Below are 14,749 nucleotides of genomic sequence, written 5' to 3'. Positions count from 1 at the left end.
TTGTTTTTTATTTCCTTAGGGGCAATCCCTTCAGACGGTCCCGCCCCAAGCCTATTCAGGAGGCTGGTTTCGGTGTCTAATTCTATATTGTAATGTATGCCATAATACTACCTAATAGTCAATAGTTTGTGCCAGTTTTTGGGTATTTCTTCCAGTTGTTTGGTTTCCCTGTTCAATACCAACAACTCTTTGGTCTGATACTTTGCAAACATTGGGTCAGTCGATCTATTCACCAGCACTACCAGGTATTTTCCATGAAACTCTACCGAAGTCAATGTTGAGCTAAACTTACCAAACATTGTTTTAAACTCATTATAGCCAATACTATTCTGAAAGTGTTTGAAATAAACCTTGCTCAACGCACTATCAGGTAAAAACTTTGGAAAACTTGATAAATTGAATATTTCACTTACCCCTTTCTTGTGTAATAAATGTATCTCTCCTGCAGCATTGTTTACTATAAAGGTACCCCATCTGTTTTGTATTAATTGTTTACCCGAAAACGCCCATTTATTAAGGTATGTGAGTCTTTTAAGCAAGTAGTTTTTATAAAATACCTGATAACTCGTATCCGACTCTTTACGAATTGTATAGTCACCTGCCAAGGCTACAATATTTGCAGAAACTGTTGCTGTTTTTTTATTTGTTTTTGAAAAAAAAACGACTGAGCGACTAGGAGCGTCTTTGTTCCGGTAAGGATTTTTGGCATAAATTACCTGAGCTACTTTTGTACCCAAATAAACATAATCATTTTTGTTGTAAACACGAATTCTCCCCCCTTGCTTATAGGGAGTTGTTTGTAAGAATGGGTCAGTAGCCCAGTGCCCCTCTATCATACAGTAACCTTTCATCCATACCACCGGAAACCTATGATCTACTGCTTGAAAGGTATGTAACAATTTGTGGTTTTTATTCTTTAAACAAGCCACCAACCGTTGCCTATAAAGCTTTTTGCCTGCCCTCGCTTTACTTTCAATATAATACGCCCGGTCTGGAGAGTATCTTCTCTGAGTATCTATTTGAATGGTTTTAGGCAAATTTCCCTGAGCATCTACAAAAGCTTTTACGTGGTAAAGCTCCACGTGGGAGGCTACTCTTACCACTTGCTGAGCACAAGTTTTTTGGTGAGCGCCCACCCACAAAGCACAAAACAAAAGGACGAGTTTCTTCATTATTTCAATTGTTAGGTTGGTAAGTAACTCCTTTAATTCTAATGGCTTCTTTAATGGTGTTTACATACGCTTGTAAAAAAGCTTTGTCATCGTCAGTAAGCACATAATCAGCTGTCGAAAACTTACGCAAGGCAAAGGATGTTTGCGTACTTTGACTTTCCATTGGCAAATTAGTATAAGGTCCAGGAGCTCCGTTACTATATCTACTGTTTTTTACTTCGTCCAGCGTGTTTGTAGAGGCTCTCGTGGGCAACTCCAGCAATCGTGAGCGCTCATAACCAGCCAATTCGTCAACTAAATCATGTAAAGATGCGGCTCCCCCTCTATCACCTTGAACAAAACTTAATTCTCCAATTTCAAACTGGTATGCATGCTTTAGTTCGTGGGCAAAAATAGCCAATGCCTCATTCCCACTCAAATTACTCCCTAACTTGATATCCACAGCACCTGTCTGAAAGTTAAACGTAGCTGCCCCCGAATTACCCTCATTTCCTGCATCGTTTCCTGTAGTTATATTATAAGTTTGAGTAGAGTTTTCCAGTACTTTGATTTCATCCAAGACCTTACTTAAACCAACATTTTGTGTTTCATTTCTTGTAATTCTTGCACGTGCTCTTCTGGCAGCTCTAGTTTCGTCTCTTCCTCTTGCTTCCAAATTGGCTATTGTTCTTTGGTCTCTCTCTATTCTTTCATTATTTCTTCTAATTAGCTGATCTATACGTGCTTTTAAGCTATCTATATATGCTGTATCGCTTTTGATAGTACTTTCTTCTGACTGCTCTTCTAAATAAGTATTTTCATTTTTTGTGCTGTTTGGAGTCGTAGACTCTTCCACCTCTTGCCGTTGCCTCCCACTTCTGCTTATGGGTAGGTGTTTTACCTTATGGGGCGCATATTTACTTCGGTGGTTTTGCACCGTTTTTTTATTGGTAGCTTTTGGTTTTTTCTGTACAGGTTGCTGTGCCTGCGTTTGATCCTGGGCTTGGTTGCCCTCTGTTTGTATTTTTTTGTGCATTTACTTGCTGTTTGTGATATATCGAATATAAAGTTACTGTTTTTTTAAAAAATTACGAATGAGGGAATTACGAGTGAATCAATTACGAGTTTGAGAATTACGAATTAGCTAAAGCAGAGCTTGACCTAAAGGTCTGCGGTTACGAATTGGGCGAAGCCATTTATACTTTAGTCCGGAGTTGGTAGTCGGTAGACCATAGTTTTTAGCCTAACTTTGCAAATATTAGGAATTACGAATTGGGCAAAGCCATTCATACTTTAGTCCGGAGTTGGTAGTCGGTAGACCATAGTTTTTAGCCTCGCTTGGCGCCCATTCGTAATTCGTAATTAAACTATTCGTAATTGGCTCACTCGTAATTAAAACGACTATTAATCAGTTCTTGAATGGCTATTTGAGTACGCGCCTGGTCGTAAGGGGTAAGCTTTTCGCCGTTGCGCAGTTTGGCTATTACTTCGTCACAGGTGGCGCGCAAATGGGCAAGTTTGATTTCACGCATTTGGGCTACCTCATCTATGGGCAACAGCACCGGGGGCAACTCTACCTTGTCTTTTTTGTTTTGTTTTTTACTTGCTTTTGACAACTTGCCTGGCAACAGGCGTTTTTTGAGTTGGTTTAAGATTCTTTTCATTTGTTTGGGTTTTTAGTTTTTTTTGTTCTTTGATTTAGCCATTAGCTTTTAGCCTTTATTTGAGCTTTGATTTAGCTTTTAGCCTTTTTTTAACTACTGACTACCAACTACCAACTCCCGACTAAAAAACTCCCGACTAAAAAGCTAAAGGGCAGCCAGTGGCTACCCCTTAAGCCATACCTAATGCAACAACACCACACTACGGGTGCTGTATACTTCAAGGGAAAGAGGGCACGTTGCACCCTCTCTGGTTTTTAAAGAAAAACCGAATCTGAGATTGTACACACTGCGGTTTTCAGCGCCCAAAATCAGAAACTATGATGCAACAAAAGTAGGGGGGCAAAAAACGTAAAACAAGGGCTAAAGTGGGGTGTTTACTTTTAATTTACCCTTTGAAACTCTTTGCAAGGTAGGTTTCAAAAAGTTTCAAACTGGGGCTAAGTGTCAGATTTATAAGTACTTGCGTTAGGGTGGTTTTGCAGTTGAGAAGGGCGGATATTTTTGAGTGCTGCGCTAAAATTAACAGGATAAAAACGATAAATTGCAATATATCTCTCCCCACAGCAGGCAATGTATACAGGTGGGTGTATGCGCTATAGGGGCAAACTTGTTCGCTGTAGTAAATCGTAGCATCCCTGTAGTAAGTGGCAGTGTCCCTGTAGTAAATCGTAGCATCCCTGTAGTAAGTGGCAGTGCCCCTGTACTAAATCGCAGCATCCCTGTAGTAAATGGCAGTGCCCCTATAGTAAATCGTAGCATCCCTGTAGTAAGTGGCAGTGCCCCTGTACTAAATCGCAGCATCCATGTAGTAAATGGCAGTGCCCCTGTAGTGCATGAACACCAAAAACAAAATAATATTTCTCCCCTGTATTGTATCTCTTACCCCTACAGTATATTATTTGTTTTTGACTGGTTTGCCAAGCCCCAAAAAAAGCGGGAACAACCATTGTATAGTCACCCCCGCTTTTGGCGCACTCAGTTGGCATACAAGCCCTGGTTTATTTTTTATGGTATTGGCTGGTGTAGCCCTGGTAGCGGTCTTTTTGTTTACGAAAAGCATACTTGCCCGCCGTGCGTAGCTCGTCTACTGCCTCTTTGAGGTGGGCAAAGGCAGCATCGCGTAGTAGTTTGGCTTGGTTGGTGTCGTGGCTGGCACCATTGGCAAGCGCCAGCATGTCGGCTAGTTGGTCGGCTTGGGCAGCGGCAAAGTCGAGGCGGGCAGGGTCAAACTTTATCTTGTTTAGCTCGGCTAGGTTGGCCTTGCCCAGGGCGCTCAGGTCGCTTAGGTCTTGTATCATGTCGGCGTTGCCGCTGCCCTCGCTTATTTCGCGCACCCGGTTGAGCAGGTCGTCGCGTTTGCGAAAAGCATACCTAAAGCTGGCAAGCAAGTCGTCGCGTAGCTCGTAGGCATCGGGGGCTACATTTTTCCAATTTATCTGGGCTTCTTCTTTGGTGTTGCGTTCGCTCACCCACAGCGATTGGGCATAGCGCAGCGCCCCGGTGCGCAGGGGTAGGTCGGCGCCCCAGGTGGCCCAATCAAAGCCTATGCCTTCCAGGGCGGCTTGGTCGGCTTGAGCCCATACAAACAGGTTTTCGGCTTCTTGCAGTGCCGTGTCTACAGGGCGGTTGGGGGGGCAAGTTCGGCATTGGCAATCGTTTGGAGGGTGTCGAGCTTTAGCTCGTAGTTTTCTTGTGACATAATGACTGAGTTTGGGTTGATAAAAGGTAAAACAAAACTTGAGGGAGCATCCAAAAAATAAGCTACCCATTTCTAGCGATTTTTTTGTCCAAATACTTCGTTGCATGTTGCGGCCATAGCGCTGCTATGCCCTTAAAATGCGCCTGGTCTTTGATCAAAACCATTCACCAAAACTTGGGAGACTATTGATTGCAAACTCCCTTACCCCTGTTACCAACGCAAACCCCGGGGCAAGGGGTTTGTTTTTTTCTACATCAGGTCTTTGAGGTTGCTTACTCCACAAGCTTTTTTGGCGCGCCTTACTTTGGTTTTTATGTTGCCCTCTGTAAAGTTTGTGCGCAACGAAATGGCTTTGTAGGTATAGCCACCCCGCCCCACCATTACAAACATTCTGACCTCGTCAGCGGTGAGTTTGTCTTTTTGGTGGTGCTCTATTTTGGCAAGCATGTCTACCTCTGCCTTGCTTAGGTCGCCCATTCCCTTAATGGGGCTAGTTTTGATGGTCTCTACAAAATTGGCCTGGGCTTGCACTTGCCGGGTTTCGGCGCGTAGTTTTTGGGTGCGTGCCTGGTATAGCCACAGCCCCGCTATAGCTATAGCCGCCACCATTACCAACCACCACCAAGGGGTGATTTGCCGCACTACGTTTACTCTGGGCGCGGTGCGGGCTATTACCAGCGAGTCGCGCAGGGTTACATTTACTTTGGTTTTTTGGAGTAGCCTATGCTCGGTGCGTTTGCGTTGGGCATACCACTGCCGCACCTGGGCAAAGTAGGCTTTTTCGTGCTCACGGGGCCATATTCGCCCTATGAGGCTATAGCCGCTGTGGTACATGTCGTAGGCGGTTTTGTGGGCAAACTTTTGTTGAATGGGCTGCGCAGTATTGCCCCCCAGTACTTGCAGCAACGAGTCGAACCTATGGTAGGCTTGCTTGGCTTGGCTTTTTTGTAGTTTTATATAATGCACCAAACCTTGCACCCCCCAATAGTATGCCCACGCCTTGGGGCTGGTGTGCTCCAGGCTTTGGGCTTGCCGTAGGCTTTGCTCGGCAGCGGGTAGGTTTTTGCTCTGCAAATAATACCAGGCAAGTTTTACCCAACGAATACTCTCTTTGCTAGGGTGAAGCTGGGGGGCTTGCAGGGCAAGGCGTTGGTAGTACACCGCCGAATCGTATTTGTGCTGGTTTTCTTTAAAATTAGCAAAATCAGTATAAATGCTTGCCAACTTTTGAGGCTTACTGTGTCTTTTTGCCAACTCTACAGCTTGCATATAAATACATTGGGCATTGCCAAAATTAGTTTCTGCATTGTGACAATTGGCAAGTAGATTTAAGGCTTCTATATGGTAATCAACTTCTTTAAGTTTAGTAAAGATTTGTATTGCTTGACGGACTATCGGGATAGTTGCCTGATAATTACCCGTATTTTTGTGGCAAAAAGCCATATTTTTAAGCATCGTTGCTTTTTGTATCGGTTGCTTGTATAAGTCGTAGGCTTGTTGGTAATGCTGGATGGCAAGCCCATAATAACCTTGGTTAAGTCCATAAAAAGCCAACAAGTTATGGGCATTGGCTTGTTCCTGGGGCTTTTGGGTGGCGCTGGCGGCTTGGCGGGCGTAGTATATCGCCGAGTCGGGCTGAGCACTACCCGCCCGGTAGGCTTGAGCGTAGAGGCGATCGTACCGGCTTTTGGGTTGGGGGTGGTTGGTGGTTTGAGCACAAGCCCAGCCAAAGGCAACACATAGGGCAAGCCCGGCAAGGGATAGGCGTAGGGTAATGGATAACATAACTATAGTTAAATAATAAGTGGTTTGGGTGAATATATTTTAGATGTTTCGTTTGTTTGCACCAAAGGCAGTATTTTTGCAAAATATACCTAATGTACAACACTTAAAATAGTATACAAAAGAATGAAAAAAAACAGAAAACAACACAAAATGTTGCGGGATTTTTACAAAGATGCTTGCAGCCCCCAACAAATGCAGCAAATAAAGGGGGGGAATTGCTGTGAGGAAGACGATGGAGGAGTAACCCCCCCTCCACCGCCGCAGGCTATGGCGATGATGATGACGGACGTAAAGCGGTGGAAGGCTTGAAGGGGCTTCTTAATTACGAATGGGTCAATTACGAATTACGAATGGCTTTGCCCAATTCGTAATTCTCAAGCCCATGATTATACACTTTAAATAGTATACAAAAGAATGAAAAAAAACAGGAGTAAATTACGAATGACGAATGGGCTAACGCCTGATAAATGGGGTGTTTTGCACCAATACGCTTGTACACCCCAACAAATGCAGCAAATAAAGGGGGGAAACTGTTGCGATGAAGGAGAAGGTGGAGAAACCCCACCCCCGCCGCCCGCTGCTATGGGTCTGATGATGCCCACAAAATTGTGGCAAGCTTAAGGGGGGTTAGAAAGTATTGAATGAACGGGGGCTTGGTGAGCCCTCTTTTTTTTGGGGTGAGCTTTAAGAAGAGGCAAGCACGCGAAGTGTAACCACTATCGGCTACTGACTATGGACTACCGACTAAAATTTTGTTTGTACCAAAGGCAGTATTTTTGCAAATATACCTAATGTACAACACTTAAAATAGTATACAAAAGAATGAAAAAAAACAGGAGTAAATTACGAATGACGAATGGTGCAATTACGAATGGGCTAACGCCTGATAAATGGGGTGTTTTGCACCAATACGCTTGCAGCCCCCAACAAATGCAGCAAATAAAGGGGGGGAATTGCTGTGAGGAAGACGATGGAGGGGAAACCCCACCCCCGCCGCCGCAGGCTATGGCGATGATGATGACGGACGTAAAGTGGTGGAAGGCTTGAAGGGGCTTTTTAATTACGAATGGCTTAATTACGAATTACGAATGGCTTTGCCCAATTCGTAATTCGTAATTCTCAAGCCCATGATTACACACTTTAAATAACATACAAAAGAATGAAAAAAAACAGGAGTAAATTATGAATGGTGCAATTACGAATGGGCTAACGCCTGATAAATGGGGTGTTTTGCACCAATACGCTTGTAGCCCCCAACAAATGCAGCAAATAAAGGGGGGAAATTGCTGTGGTTCGGATGATGGTGGAGAAACCCCTCCACCACCACCCGCTGCTATGGGCATGATGATGACGGACGTAAAGCGGTGGAAGGCTTGAAGGGGCTTTTTAATTACGAATGGTTTAATTACGAATAGTTTAATTACGAGTGAATCAATTACGAACCGACCGCAGGGAGCTCTGCTTTAGCTAATTACGAATTACGAATGGGCGCCAAGCGAGGCTAAAAACTATGGTCTACCGACTACCAACTCTGGACTAAAGTATAAATGGCTTCGCCCAATTCGTAACCGCAGACCTTTAGGTCAAGCTCTGCTTTAGCTAATTCGTAATTCTCAAATTCGTAATTCCTAATATTTGCAAAGCGAGGCTAAAAACTATGGTCTACCGACTACCAACTCCGGACTAAAGTATGAATGGCTTTGCCCAATTCGTAATTCTCAAGCCCATGATTATACACTTTAAATAACATACAAAAGAATGAAAAAAAACAGGAGTAAATTATGAATGGTGCAATTACGAATGGGCTAACGCCTGATAAATGGGGTGTTTTGCACCAATACGCTTGCAGCCCACAACAAATGCAACAGTAAACTATCCCCTCCTCTATTTCTCCACAGGTTTTTGAAAAAAAACCAAACACTCAAACTTAAATTTGTCACACACTTATACCTTCTTACCTGTTACACGTATAAGCAATAAAGCTGTTTGATCAAACCAATGCCTCACATATCCTATTTAATCTTTCTTTTACTGTTTATAAGTACCCTATTATGGACAACCACCGACGGACACTTGACCGATAAGGGGGTGGCTATAGTGTTTTCGTGGGTAGTTGCCCCCTTGTTTGTAGTGCTTTTGATTGTTTTGGATCAAATGACTTCAAGAGACTTGGCAATTGTGGCAGGGGGAGGAGGCTTAGTGATTCCTTTGGTCATTGGCATGGTCAGAAAATTATTTGACCTGGTCAATCCCAGCTCACCTGAAACAACCTCCGCTCAGAGAGTTTCCAAAAAGGTACAACAACAAGAAGCTGAAACAATCAAACAATGCGAAACGATACAATCAAACATACACCAACGTGTAGCAGACACTTTGCAAAGCATTGAACAACTAAAAACGATTGTTTGGAACCTGCCTTATCATTACCCGCCGCAAAAACTGAAACGCTACCGCACTGAACTTTACCACGCGTCTCAACAATTAGCCTTGTTACACGACGAATTTACTCACGAGTTGGCACGGGTTAAGGATATGCTTGCCCCACTTAAGACCCAGCAAGCAAGGTGCGCGCAATTGAGGCAAGCAATGGACACGCAAGGAAAGTTAGTGCAAACCAGCCGACAAGAAATGGGGGCGTTTATTAAAGCTTATGACCAAAAACAACTTCAAGAAGGCATCAATAAAGCAGAGGTTGAATACTTGCAAATAAACCCACGAGCCACTAAGGTATTAGAAACGGTGCATCGGTTGACAAACCAATCCACCCGAAGCCCTTATGCTAAGCTCAAACACACTTTGCAAAAGCTCACGCTATTGATAGATCAGATTCAACAAAATTCCGAAAAATTAGACGAGTTGTTGCCTCCCAACTCTCCCCCTACTGCTGAATATGAATCATTGGCAACCGCCCACCAAACTCTGGTGACACGCCTACAAGGTGCCCAGCTAAAACTACACAAAATGAGCGAACAGGCTAAAAGGCGACGCATACAACAAAGCCCAGCCTATCAGCAACAACAATACGAAGCAAAAAAGGAGCAATTGAGCCAAAAACAACAAGCCTACACTTTGTTTAAGCAAAAGCATGAAGAGGCACAAAACGCGGTCAATGAGCATCTCAAGGGGCTTTGGGCTAAGTATGCGCAACACCACCCCAATAGTAATACACACAATACACAAAAACTAACAGCTTTTCTTCAGCAACACTATCCTGAAGAGCTGGAGCAATTCAGCCAAAAAAGGCAACACCAAGCCCAGATGAAGTCAAAACAAGCGACCACACAACAGGATATAGAGGCGCTGACGCAAGAAGTAGAAGCACTACAATTGAAATATGCATTTGATAAAAACACTGAAGACAGCATACTCCAACTTTGGCAAAGTTATGAACATAGTAACAACCACGAAGAGTTTTGGCAAGCTTATGAACAACGCCTCCAAACATTGGACATTTGGCGACAAACGGCTTATTTGCTGAAAAGCTAAGATTTATTTCTTATATTCCGAACAATTACTCATCATACTACAAAACAATGATCAAACACAAATTTCAAGAAATATTTCCACTGCGTATATCTACCACACGTTGGGTTATCATAATTCTCGTCGAGTTTTGGAGTGTTGCAATGCTTGTAACACCTAACAACACCACCAATGGATACTTTAAAGCCGAAGTAAATGGCAAAACCATCACTACTAAAGATGTAAGGTTAATTTACCTCAGCGACAATAGGTTTAACATTAACTGCTACCCAGGCAATAAAGCCTTTTGTTTTCGGAGCGAGTCGGGCAACTGGAAGGTAATCTATCTACACAATTACCAGAGTAGGTCAAGCACTGTGGGGAGCGTTTCTAATGTAAACCTTTCAGCACAATGGTCTGGCAACAAGAAAGTTCGCATTGCTTTTTCCTTTGACCTTGAGGTGGATATTTCTGGAGAAACCCTATACCAGAAAGTAAGAAATGGCATAGTAGAAACTAACTTTGAAACCTCGGATGAAAAAATAGCTAGAAATTCCTTTAACATAATGATGATGTATGTAGACATTGCATTAGGCCTTCTGGTGAATATACCTCTTTTATACTTTATATTCCTTGCCTACGATGGCTTAATCATAAAAGAGATTCAGACCAGTTCAGGGAAAGCATTGACAGGACACGCCGCCGTAGCCGAAGGACGCCGCTTTTTGCGACGTGCCATCATTGCTGCCTGTGTTGCTCTGGTAGTTTGGTTTGTACCAGATTTATTGGGTATGTTGTTTGAAGCTTTGTAATTTGATAATAAAAAAAATACCCTTTGGCAATTTGTCAAAGGGTGAATCTATAAGTATATTAAGCTTCACTCATCAAGTCTAAGCCAATGTCTTTGCGGTAGTATTTACCTTCAAAGTCAATTTTTTCGGCGGCAGCCTTGCATTTGGTCAAAGCCTGCGGAATGTCATCGCCCAACCCAGTAAGCGAAATTACCCGCCCCCCGTTGGTCAACACCTCATCCTGTTCGTTGGTTTTGGTGCCCGCATGAAACAAGATGACCTCGCCCACTTCGTCAAACCCAGCCATTTTTTTACCCTTTTCATAACTTTCAGGGTAGCCACCCGACACCAACATCACCGTAGCGGCGGTACGTGGGTCGGTTTCGATGACAAAGTCTTTGAGCTTTTGTTCGGCAGTTGCCTGTAGCATTTGCACAAAATCGGAGCTGATGCGGGGCATTACTACCTCGGTTTCAGGGTCGCCCATACGCGCATTGTACTCTATTACATAAGGCTCGCCGTCTACATTCATCAAACCAAAAAATATAAACCCAGTGTAACTGATGCCCTCTGCTTTGAGCCCCTCTACAGTAGGTTGTATTACTTTTTCTTCTACCTTTTGCATAAAATCACCTTTGGCAAAGGGTACCGGCGACACTGCCCCCATTCCACCCGTGTTTAGCCCGGTATCTTGCTCACCAATGCGCTTATAGTCTTTGGCTTCGGGCAATACACAATAACTTTCGCCATCGCTTAGAATAAAGGCAGACATTTCTATGCCTTTCAAAAACTGTTCAATGACTACCTTAGAGCTGGCATCGCCAAACTTTGCTTCCATGAGCATTTCTTTGAGCGTAGCCTGGGCGTGTGCCAGGGTTTCGCTTATAATCACCCCTTTGCCTGCCGCCAAACCATCTGCCTTAAGTACAATGGGCAAACTTTGTGTTTCTAAATAAGCCAAGCCTTCGTTGAGGGTATCTTTAGTAAAGGTTTGAGACTGTGCGGTAGGAATGCCATACTTTGCCATAAAGTTTTTCGAGAAGTCTTTGCTCCCTTCCAACATTGCCCCCCGCTTGTCAGGCCCTATTACCTTTACGTGTAGCAACTTGGGCGAGTCGGCAAAGTAATTTTTGATTCCTTTGACCAAAGGAGCCTCTGGCCCTACCAAAATCAAGTCGATGTGTTGTTCCAACGCATATTTGCCAATTGTCTCAAAATCATCTACGGCAATATTTACATTGGTAGCCACCTGGGCTGTTCCGGCGTTGCCCGGTGCCACAAACAGTTTATCATACCGCTTGCTTTGCGCTATTTTCCAGGCAAACGCGTGCTCTCTTCCTCCCGAACCAAGAATCAAAATATTCATAAAAGTGTCTATTTTTAGTATAGGGCAGGCTATTTTACTACTCTACCCAGCTTTTTTAAAAAAACATCATTTTCGCCTCGGTTGTGTGTCTTCACCAATTGATAAATCCCGCCATACGGGGGCGATCGAAACCCTAAAATAAGTCGTTTTTTGGGCACCGATATACATCGGTATCTAAGGACTTGTGGGTAGATTGATTTAGCTTCGCTGAGCACCAATTCTAAGAATTTGTAAACCCGGTTGTGAAGACACAAATCAGAGCGAAAAATAGTAGGGTAGAGTACTATTTTATCAGGCATTAGGTTTTAACTGTGATGCCCTTGTCCTGAAGCCAAAAAAAGTAATAGCCCTACCTTTGATGATGTACTAACTAAATGCAGCACAAATTTATCAAAATGTTGGTATAACTATTACTTTTAACTGCTTTTAGTAAGCAGGTAAATATTTGTATGTATTTTATTTGTAGTGGGGCTAAAAAATATTTAGTTGGCCACTTCTGACAAAAACTTCACTCGCATCAAACGCAACTCGTCTTCGCTGTACTCTTCGTCAAGCTCTGACAAGGCGGTGCCTATGTGATCGGTTTCGGCCTCCATAAAATAGTCATAAATATCGTCTTGGCGATCTTCCTCCAAAATCTGATCAATGTAATAATCGAGATTAAGACGGGTACCCGAATAACAAATATGCTCTATTTCGCTGATAATATCGGCCAGTTTTACATTTTTAGCCTCAGCTATTTCTTCCAGATCTACCTTTCGGTCAATTTGCTGGATAATGTAAATCTTGATTTTTGATTTATTAACCGCCGATTTCACTACCACATCTGAGGCAGTTTCTATCTCATTTTCTTTGACATACTTGATAATTAGCTCAATAAATTGTCTGCCAAACTTTTCTACCTTACCACGTCCTACTCCGTTGATCTGAGCAAGTTCCTCTTTGGTGGTGGGGTAAGTGGTGGCAATTTCTTCGAGCGAGGGATCCTGAAAAATCACATAAGGAGGAAACCCTTTTTCTTTGGCCACCTTTCGACGCAGGTTTTTGAGCATTTCAAACAACACCGGGTCATAAGCCTTGGTATTGACTGTATTGCCCATTTCTCTATCGTCTTCTTCTTCGGTGGTTACTTTGCTGTAGTCATGGTCTTCAGACAGCATCACCTTATAAGGGCTGGCAAGAAAATCGTGTCCTTTTTGTGCTACTTTTACTACGCCAAAGTTATCAATGTCTTTCTCCAGAAAGTTGTATAACAAAATTTGGCGAATAACAGAGCGCCAGTAGGCCGCATCTTTATGGCTTCCTTTGGCAAACACATCCAGCTTGTTGTGGTCGTAGCTCTTCACATAATCAGTTTCTTTACCCATGAGTATGTCTGATATGTGACTGATATGAAAGCGGGCACCAGTTTGCGCTACTGCTTTGAGCACCCAACTTACATGTTCAGTGGCATCAAACTTTGGCGTAGGCTGATCGGTGTTGTCGTTAAACCCACCATCTTTATCCATTTTTTCGCCAAAATAATGAAGCAACTGACGGCGGCGGCAAACCCCTGAAGTGGCGTAGTCCATCATTTCCTGCAACAAGTGACGCGCGTTGTCGCGTTCGGTTACAGGCTTGTCTTTGTTAAACTTTTCAAGCTTTTGGATATCGTTGGGACTGTAAAACATGATACAGTCTGCATTCAACCCGTCGCGTCCGGCGCGTCCGGTTTCCTGATAGTAGCCTTCAAGCGACTTGGGCGCATCATAATGAATCACACAACGTACGTCAGGCTTGTCTATGCCCATTCCAAAGGCTATAGTAGCCACAATAATATCGGCATCTTCGTTCAAAAAAGCATCCTGGTTACGCATTCTCACGCTTGAATCAAGCCCTGCATGGTAAGGAAGCGCCTTAATATCGTTTACTTTCAAAAACTCATATATTTCTTCTACCTTTTTGCGACTCAGGCAATAAATAATGCCCGATTCCCCTTTTTTATTTTTAAGGTATTTGATGAGTTGTTTTTTAACGTGAATCTTCGGGCGAACCTCATAGTAAAGGTTGGGGCGGTTAAACGATGACTTGAAAACCGAGGCATCCTCCATCTGGAGGTTACGCTGAATATCTTGTTGTACTTTAGGAGTTGCCGTAGCAGTCAAGGCTATGATGGGCAAGTTGCCTAAGTTGTCGATAATTTGACGAATTTTACGATATTCAGGGCGAAAGTCGTGTCCCCATTCTGATATACAGTGAGCTTCATCTATAGCAACAAAAGAAATTTGTGCTTTTTTCAGAAAATCTACATTGCTTTCTTTGGTAAGAGACTCAGGAGCTACATACAGTAGCTTGACTTCACCATTCAGCACATCTTTTTTTACACGGGTAATTTCTCCCTTAGTGAGGGTAGAGTTGAGAAACTGTGCATTGATACCCAAAGCATTGAGCTGATCAACCTGATTTTTCATCAGAGCAATAAGTGGGGAGATGACAATGGCCGAACCTGGCGAAACAATGGCAGGTAATTGATAACAGAGGGATTTACCAGCACCTGTTGGCATGATAACGAAGGTATTCTTCTCACCTAAAATACTTTTGATGATTTCTTGCTGGGCACCACGAAACTGCCCATACCCGAATACCTCTTTTAACTTCTCTTTTAAATCTAGTTTACTAACTGTCTCCATATTCATTGATGAAGTGAAGATAAACTTTGTGTGTATTTAATAAGCATAAATACACCATAAATAAAAAAAATCAAATCCCCTTATTAGAGAATTTGCAATGATTAATACGTGCTTATATTTTTAGCAAAACGTATATCGAAGGTACTAAAAGTTATTTAGAAA

14 protein-coding genes are annotated in these 14,749 nt (G+C 43.1%); 6 read left to right on the top strand and 8 right to left on the bottom strand.

Features of this window, described 5'->3' with window-relative positions; translation table 11 throughout:
* Positions 1–107: 107 nt before the first annotated feature.
* The 5 genes from M23134_RS11360 to M23134_RS11335 all read right to left on the bottom strand — a co-directional run bounded on the left by M23134_RS11360 (position 108) and on the right by M23134_RS11335 (position 6,299).
* Positions 108–1,172 (bottom strand): hypothetical protein, encoded by a 1,065-nt coding sequence (locus M23134_RS11360; protein WP_045113397.1) that lies wholly within the window; start codon positions 1,170–1,172, stop codon positions 108–110.
* A gap of 4 nt (positions 1,173–1,176) precedes the next feature.
* Positions 1,177–2,187 (bottom strand): hypothetical protein, encoded by a 1,011-nt coding sequence (locus M23134_RS11355; RefSeq protein ID WP_002696103.1) that lies wholly within the window; start codon positions 2,185–2,187, stop codon positions 1,177–1,179.
* 346 nt (positions 2,188–2,533) lie between these two features.
* A complete protein-coding gene (locus M23134_RS11350) occupies positions 2,534–2,815 on the bottom strand; it encodes a hypothetical protein (RefSeq protein ID WP_002696100.1) in 282 nt (93 codons plus the stop codon).
* Between the two features lie 998 nt (positions 2,816–3,813).
* A complete protein-coding gene (locus M23134_RS11340) occupies positions 3,814–4,584 on the bottom strand; it encodes a hypothetical protein (protein ID WP_082226549.1) in 771 nt (256 codons plus the stop codon).
* Positions 4,585–4,763: 179 nt separating this feature from the next.
* Complete coding sequence (locus M23134_RS11335) at positions 4,764–6,299, bottom strand: tetratricopeptide repeat protein (RefSeq protein ID WP_002696094.1); 1,536 nt, start codon at positions 6,297–6,299, stop codon at positions 4,764–4,766.
* 123 nt (positions 6,300–6,422) lie between these two features.
* On the opposite strand from M23134_RS11335, the gene M23134_RS11330 reads away from it, so the two are divergent.
* The 6 genes from M23134_RS11330 to M23134_RS11305 all read left to right on the top strand — a co-directional run bounded on the left by M23134_RS11330 (position 6,423) and on the right by M23134_RS11305 (position 10,573).
* Positions 6,423–6,608 carry a hypothetical protein gene (locus tag M23134_RS11330; RefSeq protein ID WP_002696093.1) on the top strand — a complete coding sequence of 62 codons (186 nt, stop codon included), beginning with the start codon at positions 6,423–6,425 and terminating at the stop codon, positions 6,606–6,608.
* Between the two features lie 105 nt (positions 6,609–6,713).
* Entirely contained in the window at positions 6,714–6,920 is a 207-nt protein-coding gene (locus M23134_RS11325; RefSeq protein ID WP_157558443.1) for a hypothetical protein, read from the top strand.
* A gap of 201 nt (positions 6,921–7,121) precedes the next feature.
* Entirely contained in the window at positions 7,122–7,346 is a 225-nt protein-coding gene (locus M23134_RS11320) for a hypothetical protein (protein WP_157558442.1), read from the top strand.
* 135 nt (positions 7,347–7,481) lie between these two features.
* Positions 7,482–7,676 (top strand): hypothetical protein, encoded by a 195-nt coding sequence (locus M23134_RS11315; RefSeq protein ID WP_002696091.1) that lies wholly within the window; start codon positions 7,482–7,484, stop codon positions 7,674–7,676.
* Between the two features lie 621 nt (positions 7,677–8,297).
* The gene (locus tag M23134_RS11310) at positions 8,298–9,785 is read left to right on the top strand and encodes a coiled-coil domain-containing protein (protein WP_157558441.1); all 1,488 of its coding nucleotides are present in this window, start codon (positions 8,298–8,300) and stop codon (positions 9,783–9,785) included.
* Positions 9,786–9,832: 47 nt separating this feature from the next.
* A complete protein-coding gene (locus M23134_RS11305; protein WP_002696086.1) occupies positions 9,833–10,573 on the top strand; it encodes a hypothetical protein in 741 nt (246 codons plus the stop codon).
* A gap of 58 nt (positions 10,574–10,631) precedes the next feature.
* Here M23134_RS11305 and purD read toward each other — a convergent pair whose 3' ends face one another.
* From purD to recQ, 3 genes are all read right to left on the bottom strand, one after another.
* Positions 10,632–11,918, bottom strand: a complete 1,287-nt coding sequence (purD, locus tag M23134_RS11300) for a phosphoribosylamine--glycine ligase (protein ID WP_002696084.1) — start codon at positions 11,916–11,918, stop codon at positions 10,632–10,634.
* 29 nt (positions 11,919–11,947) lie between these two features.
* Positions 11,948–12,217, bottom strand: coding sequence for a hypothetical protein (locus tag M23134_RS11295; protein ID WP_002696082.1), 270 nt, complete (start codon positions 12,215–12,217; stop codon positions 11,948–11,950).
* 183 nt (positions 12,218–12,400) lie between these two features.
* Entirely contained in the window at positions 12,401–14,587 is a 2,187-nt protein-coding gene (gene recQ / locus M23134_RS11290; RefSeq protein WP_002696080.1) for a DNA helicase RecQ, read from the bottom strand.
* Between the last annotated feature and the right edge of the window lie 162 nt (positions 14,588–14,749).

The organism is Microscilla marina ATCC 23134 (genome assembly GCF_000169175.1).
Lineage (GTDB): Bacteria > Bacteroidota > Bacteroidia > Cytophagales > Microscillaceae > Microscilla > Microscilla marina.
Note: the sequence above shows the minus strand (reverse complement) of the source record. Positions and strands in the feature narration are given on the sequence as shown.

Bases quoted from the DNA above. Each gene is read 5' to 3' on its own strand.
- M23134_RS11360 (WP_045113397.1), bottom strand. From the start codon at position 1,172: ATGAAGAAACTCGTCCTTTTGTTTTGTGCTTTGTGGGTGGGCGCTCAC.
- M23134_RS11355 (WP_002696103.1), bottom strand. From the start codon at position 2,187: ATGCACAAAAAAATACAAACAGAGGGCAACCAAGCCCAGGATCAAACG.
- M23134_RS11350 (WP_002696100.1), bottom strand. From the start codon at position 2,815: ATGAAAAGAATCTTAAACCAACTCAAAAAACGCCTGTTGCCAGGCAAG.
- M23134_RS11340 (WP_082226549.1), bottom strand. From the start codon at position 4,584: ATGGGTAGCTTATTTTTTGGATGCTCCCTCAAGTTTTGTTTTACCTTT.
- M23134_RS11335 (WP_002696094.1), bottom strand. From the start codon at position 6,299: ATGTTATCCATTACCCTACGCCTATCCCTTGCCGGGCTTGCCCTATGT.
- M23134_RS11330 (WP_002696093.1), top strand. From the start codon at position 6,423: ATGAAAAAAAACAGAAAACAACACAAAATGTTGCGGGATTTTTACAAA.
- M23134_RS11325 (WP_157558443.1), top strand. From the start codon at position 6,714: ATGAAAAAAAACAGGAGTAAATTACGAATGACGAATGGGCTAACGCCT.
- M23134_RS11320 (WP_157558442.1), top strand. From the start codon at position 7,122: ATGAAAAAAAACAGGAGTAAATTACGAATGACGAATGGTGCAATTACG.
- M23134_RS11315 (WP_002696091.1), top strand. From the start codon at position 7,482: ATGAATGGTGCAATTACGAATGGGCTAACGCCTGATAAATGGGGTGTT.
- M23134_RS11310 (WP_157558441.1), top strand. From the start codon at position 8,298: ATGCCTCACATATCCTATTTAATCTTTCTTTTACTGTTTATAAGTACC.
- M23134_RS11305 (WP_002696086.1), top strand. From the start codon at position 9,833: ATGATCAAACACAAATTTCAAGAAATATTTCCACTGCGTATATCTACC.
- purD (WP_002696084.1), bottom strand. From the start codon at position 11,918: ATGAATATTTTGATTCTTGGTTCGGGAGGAAGAGAGCACGCGTTTGCC.
- M23134_RS11295 (WP_002696082.1), bottom strand. From the start codon at position 12,217: ATGCCTGATAAAATAGTACTCTACCCTACTATTTTTCGCTCTGATTTG.
- recQ (WP_002696080.1), bottom strand. From the start codon at position 14,587: ATGGAGACAGTTAGTAAACTAGATTTAAAAGAGAAGTTAAAAGAGGTA.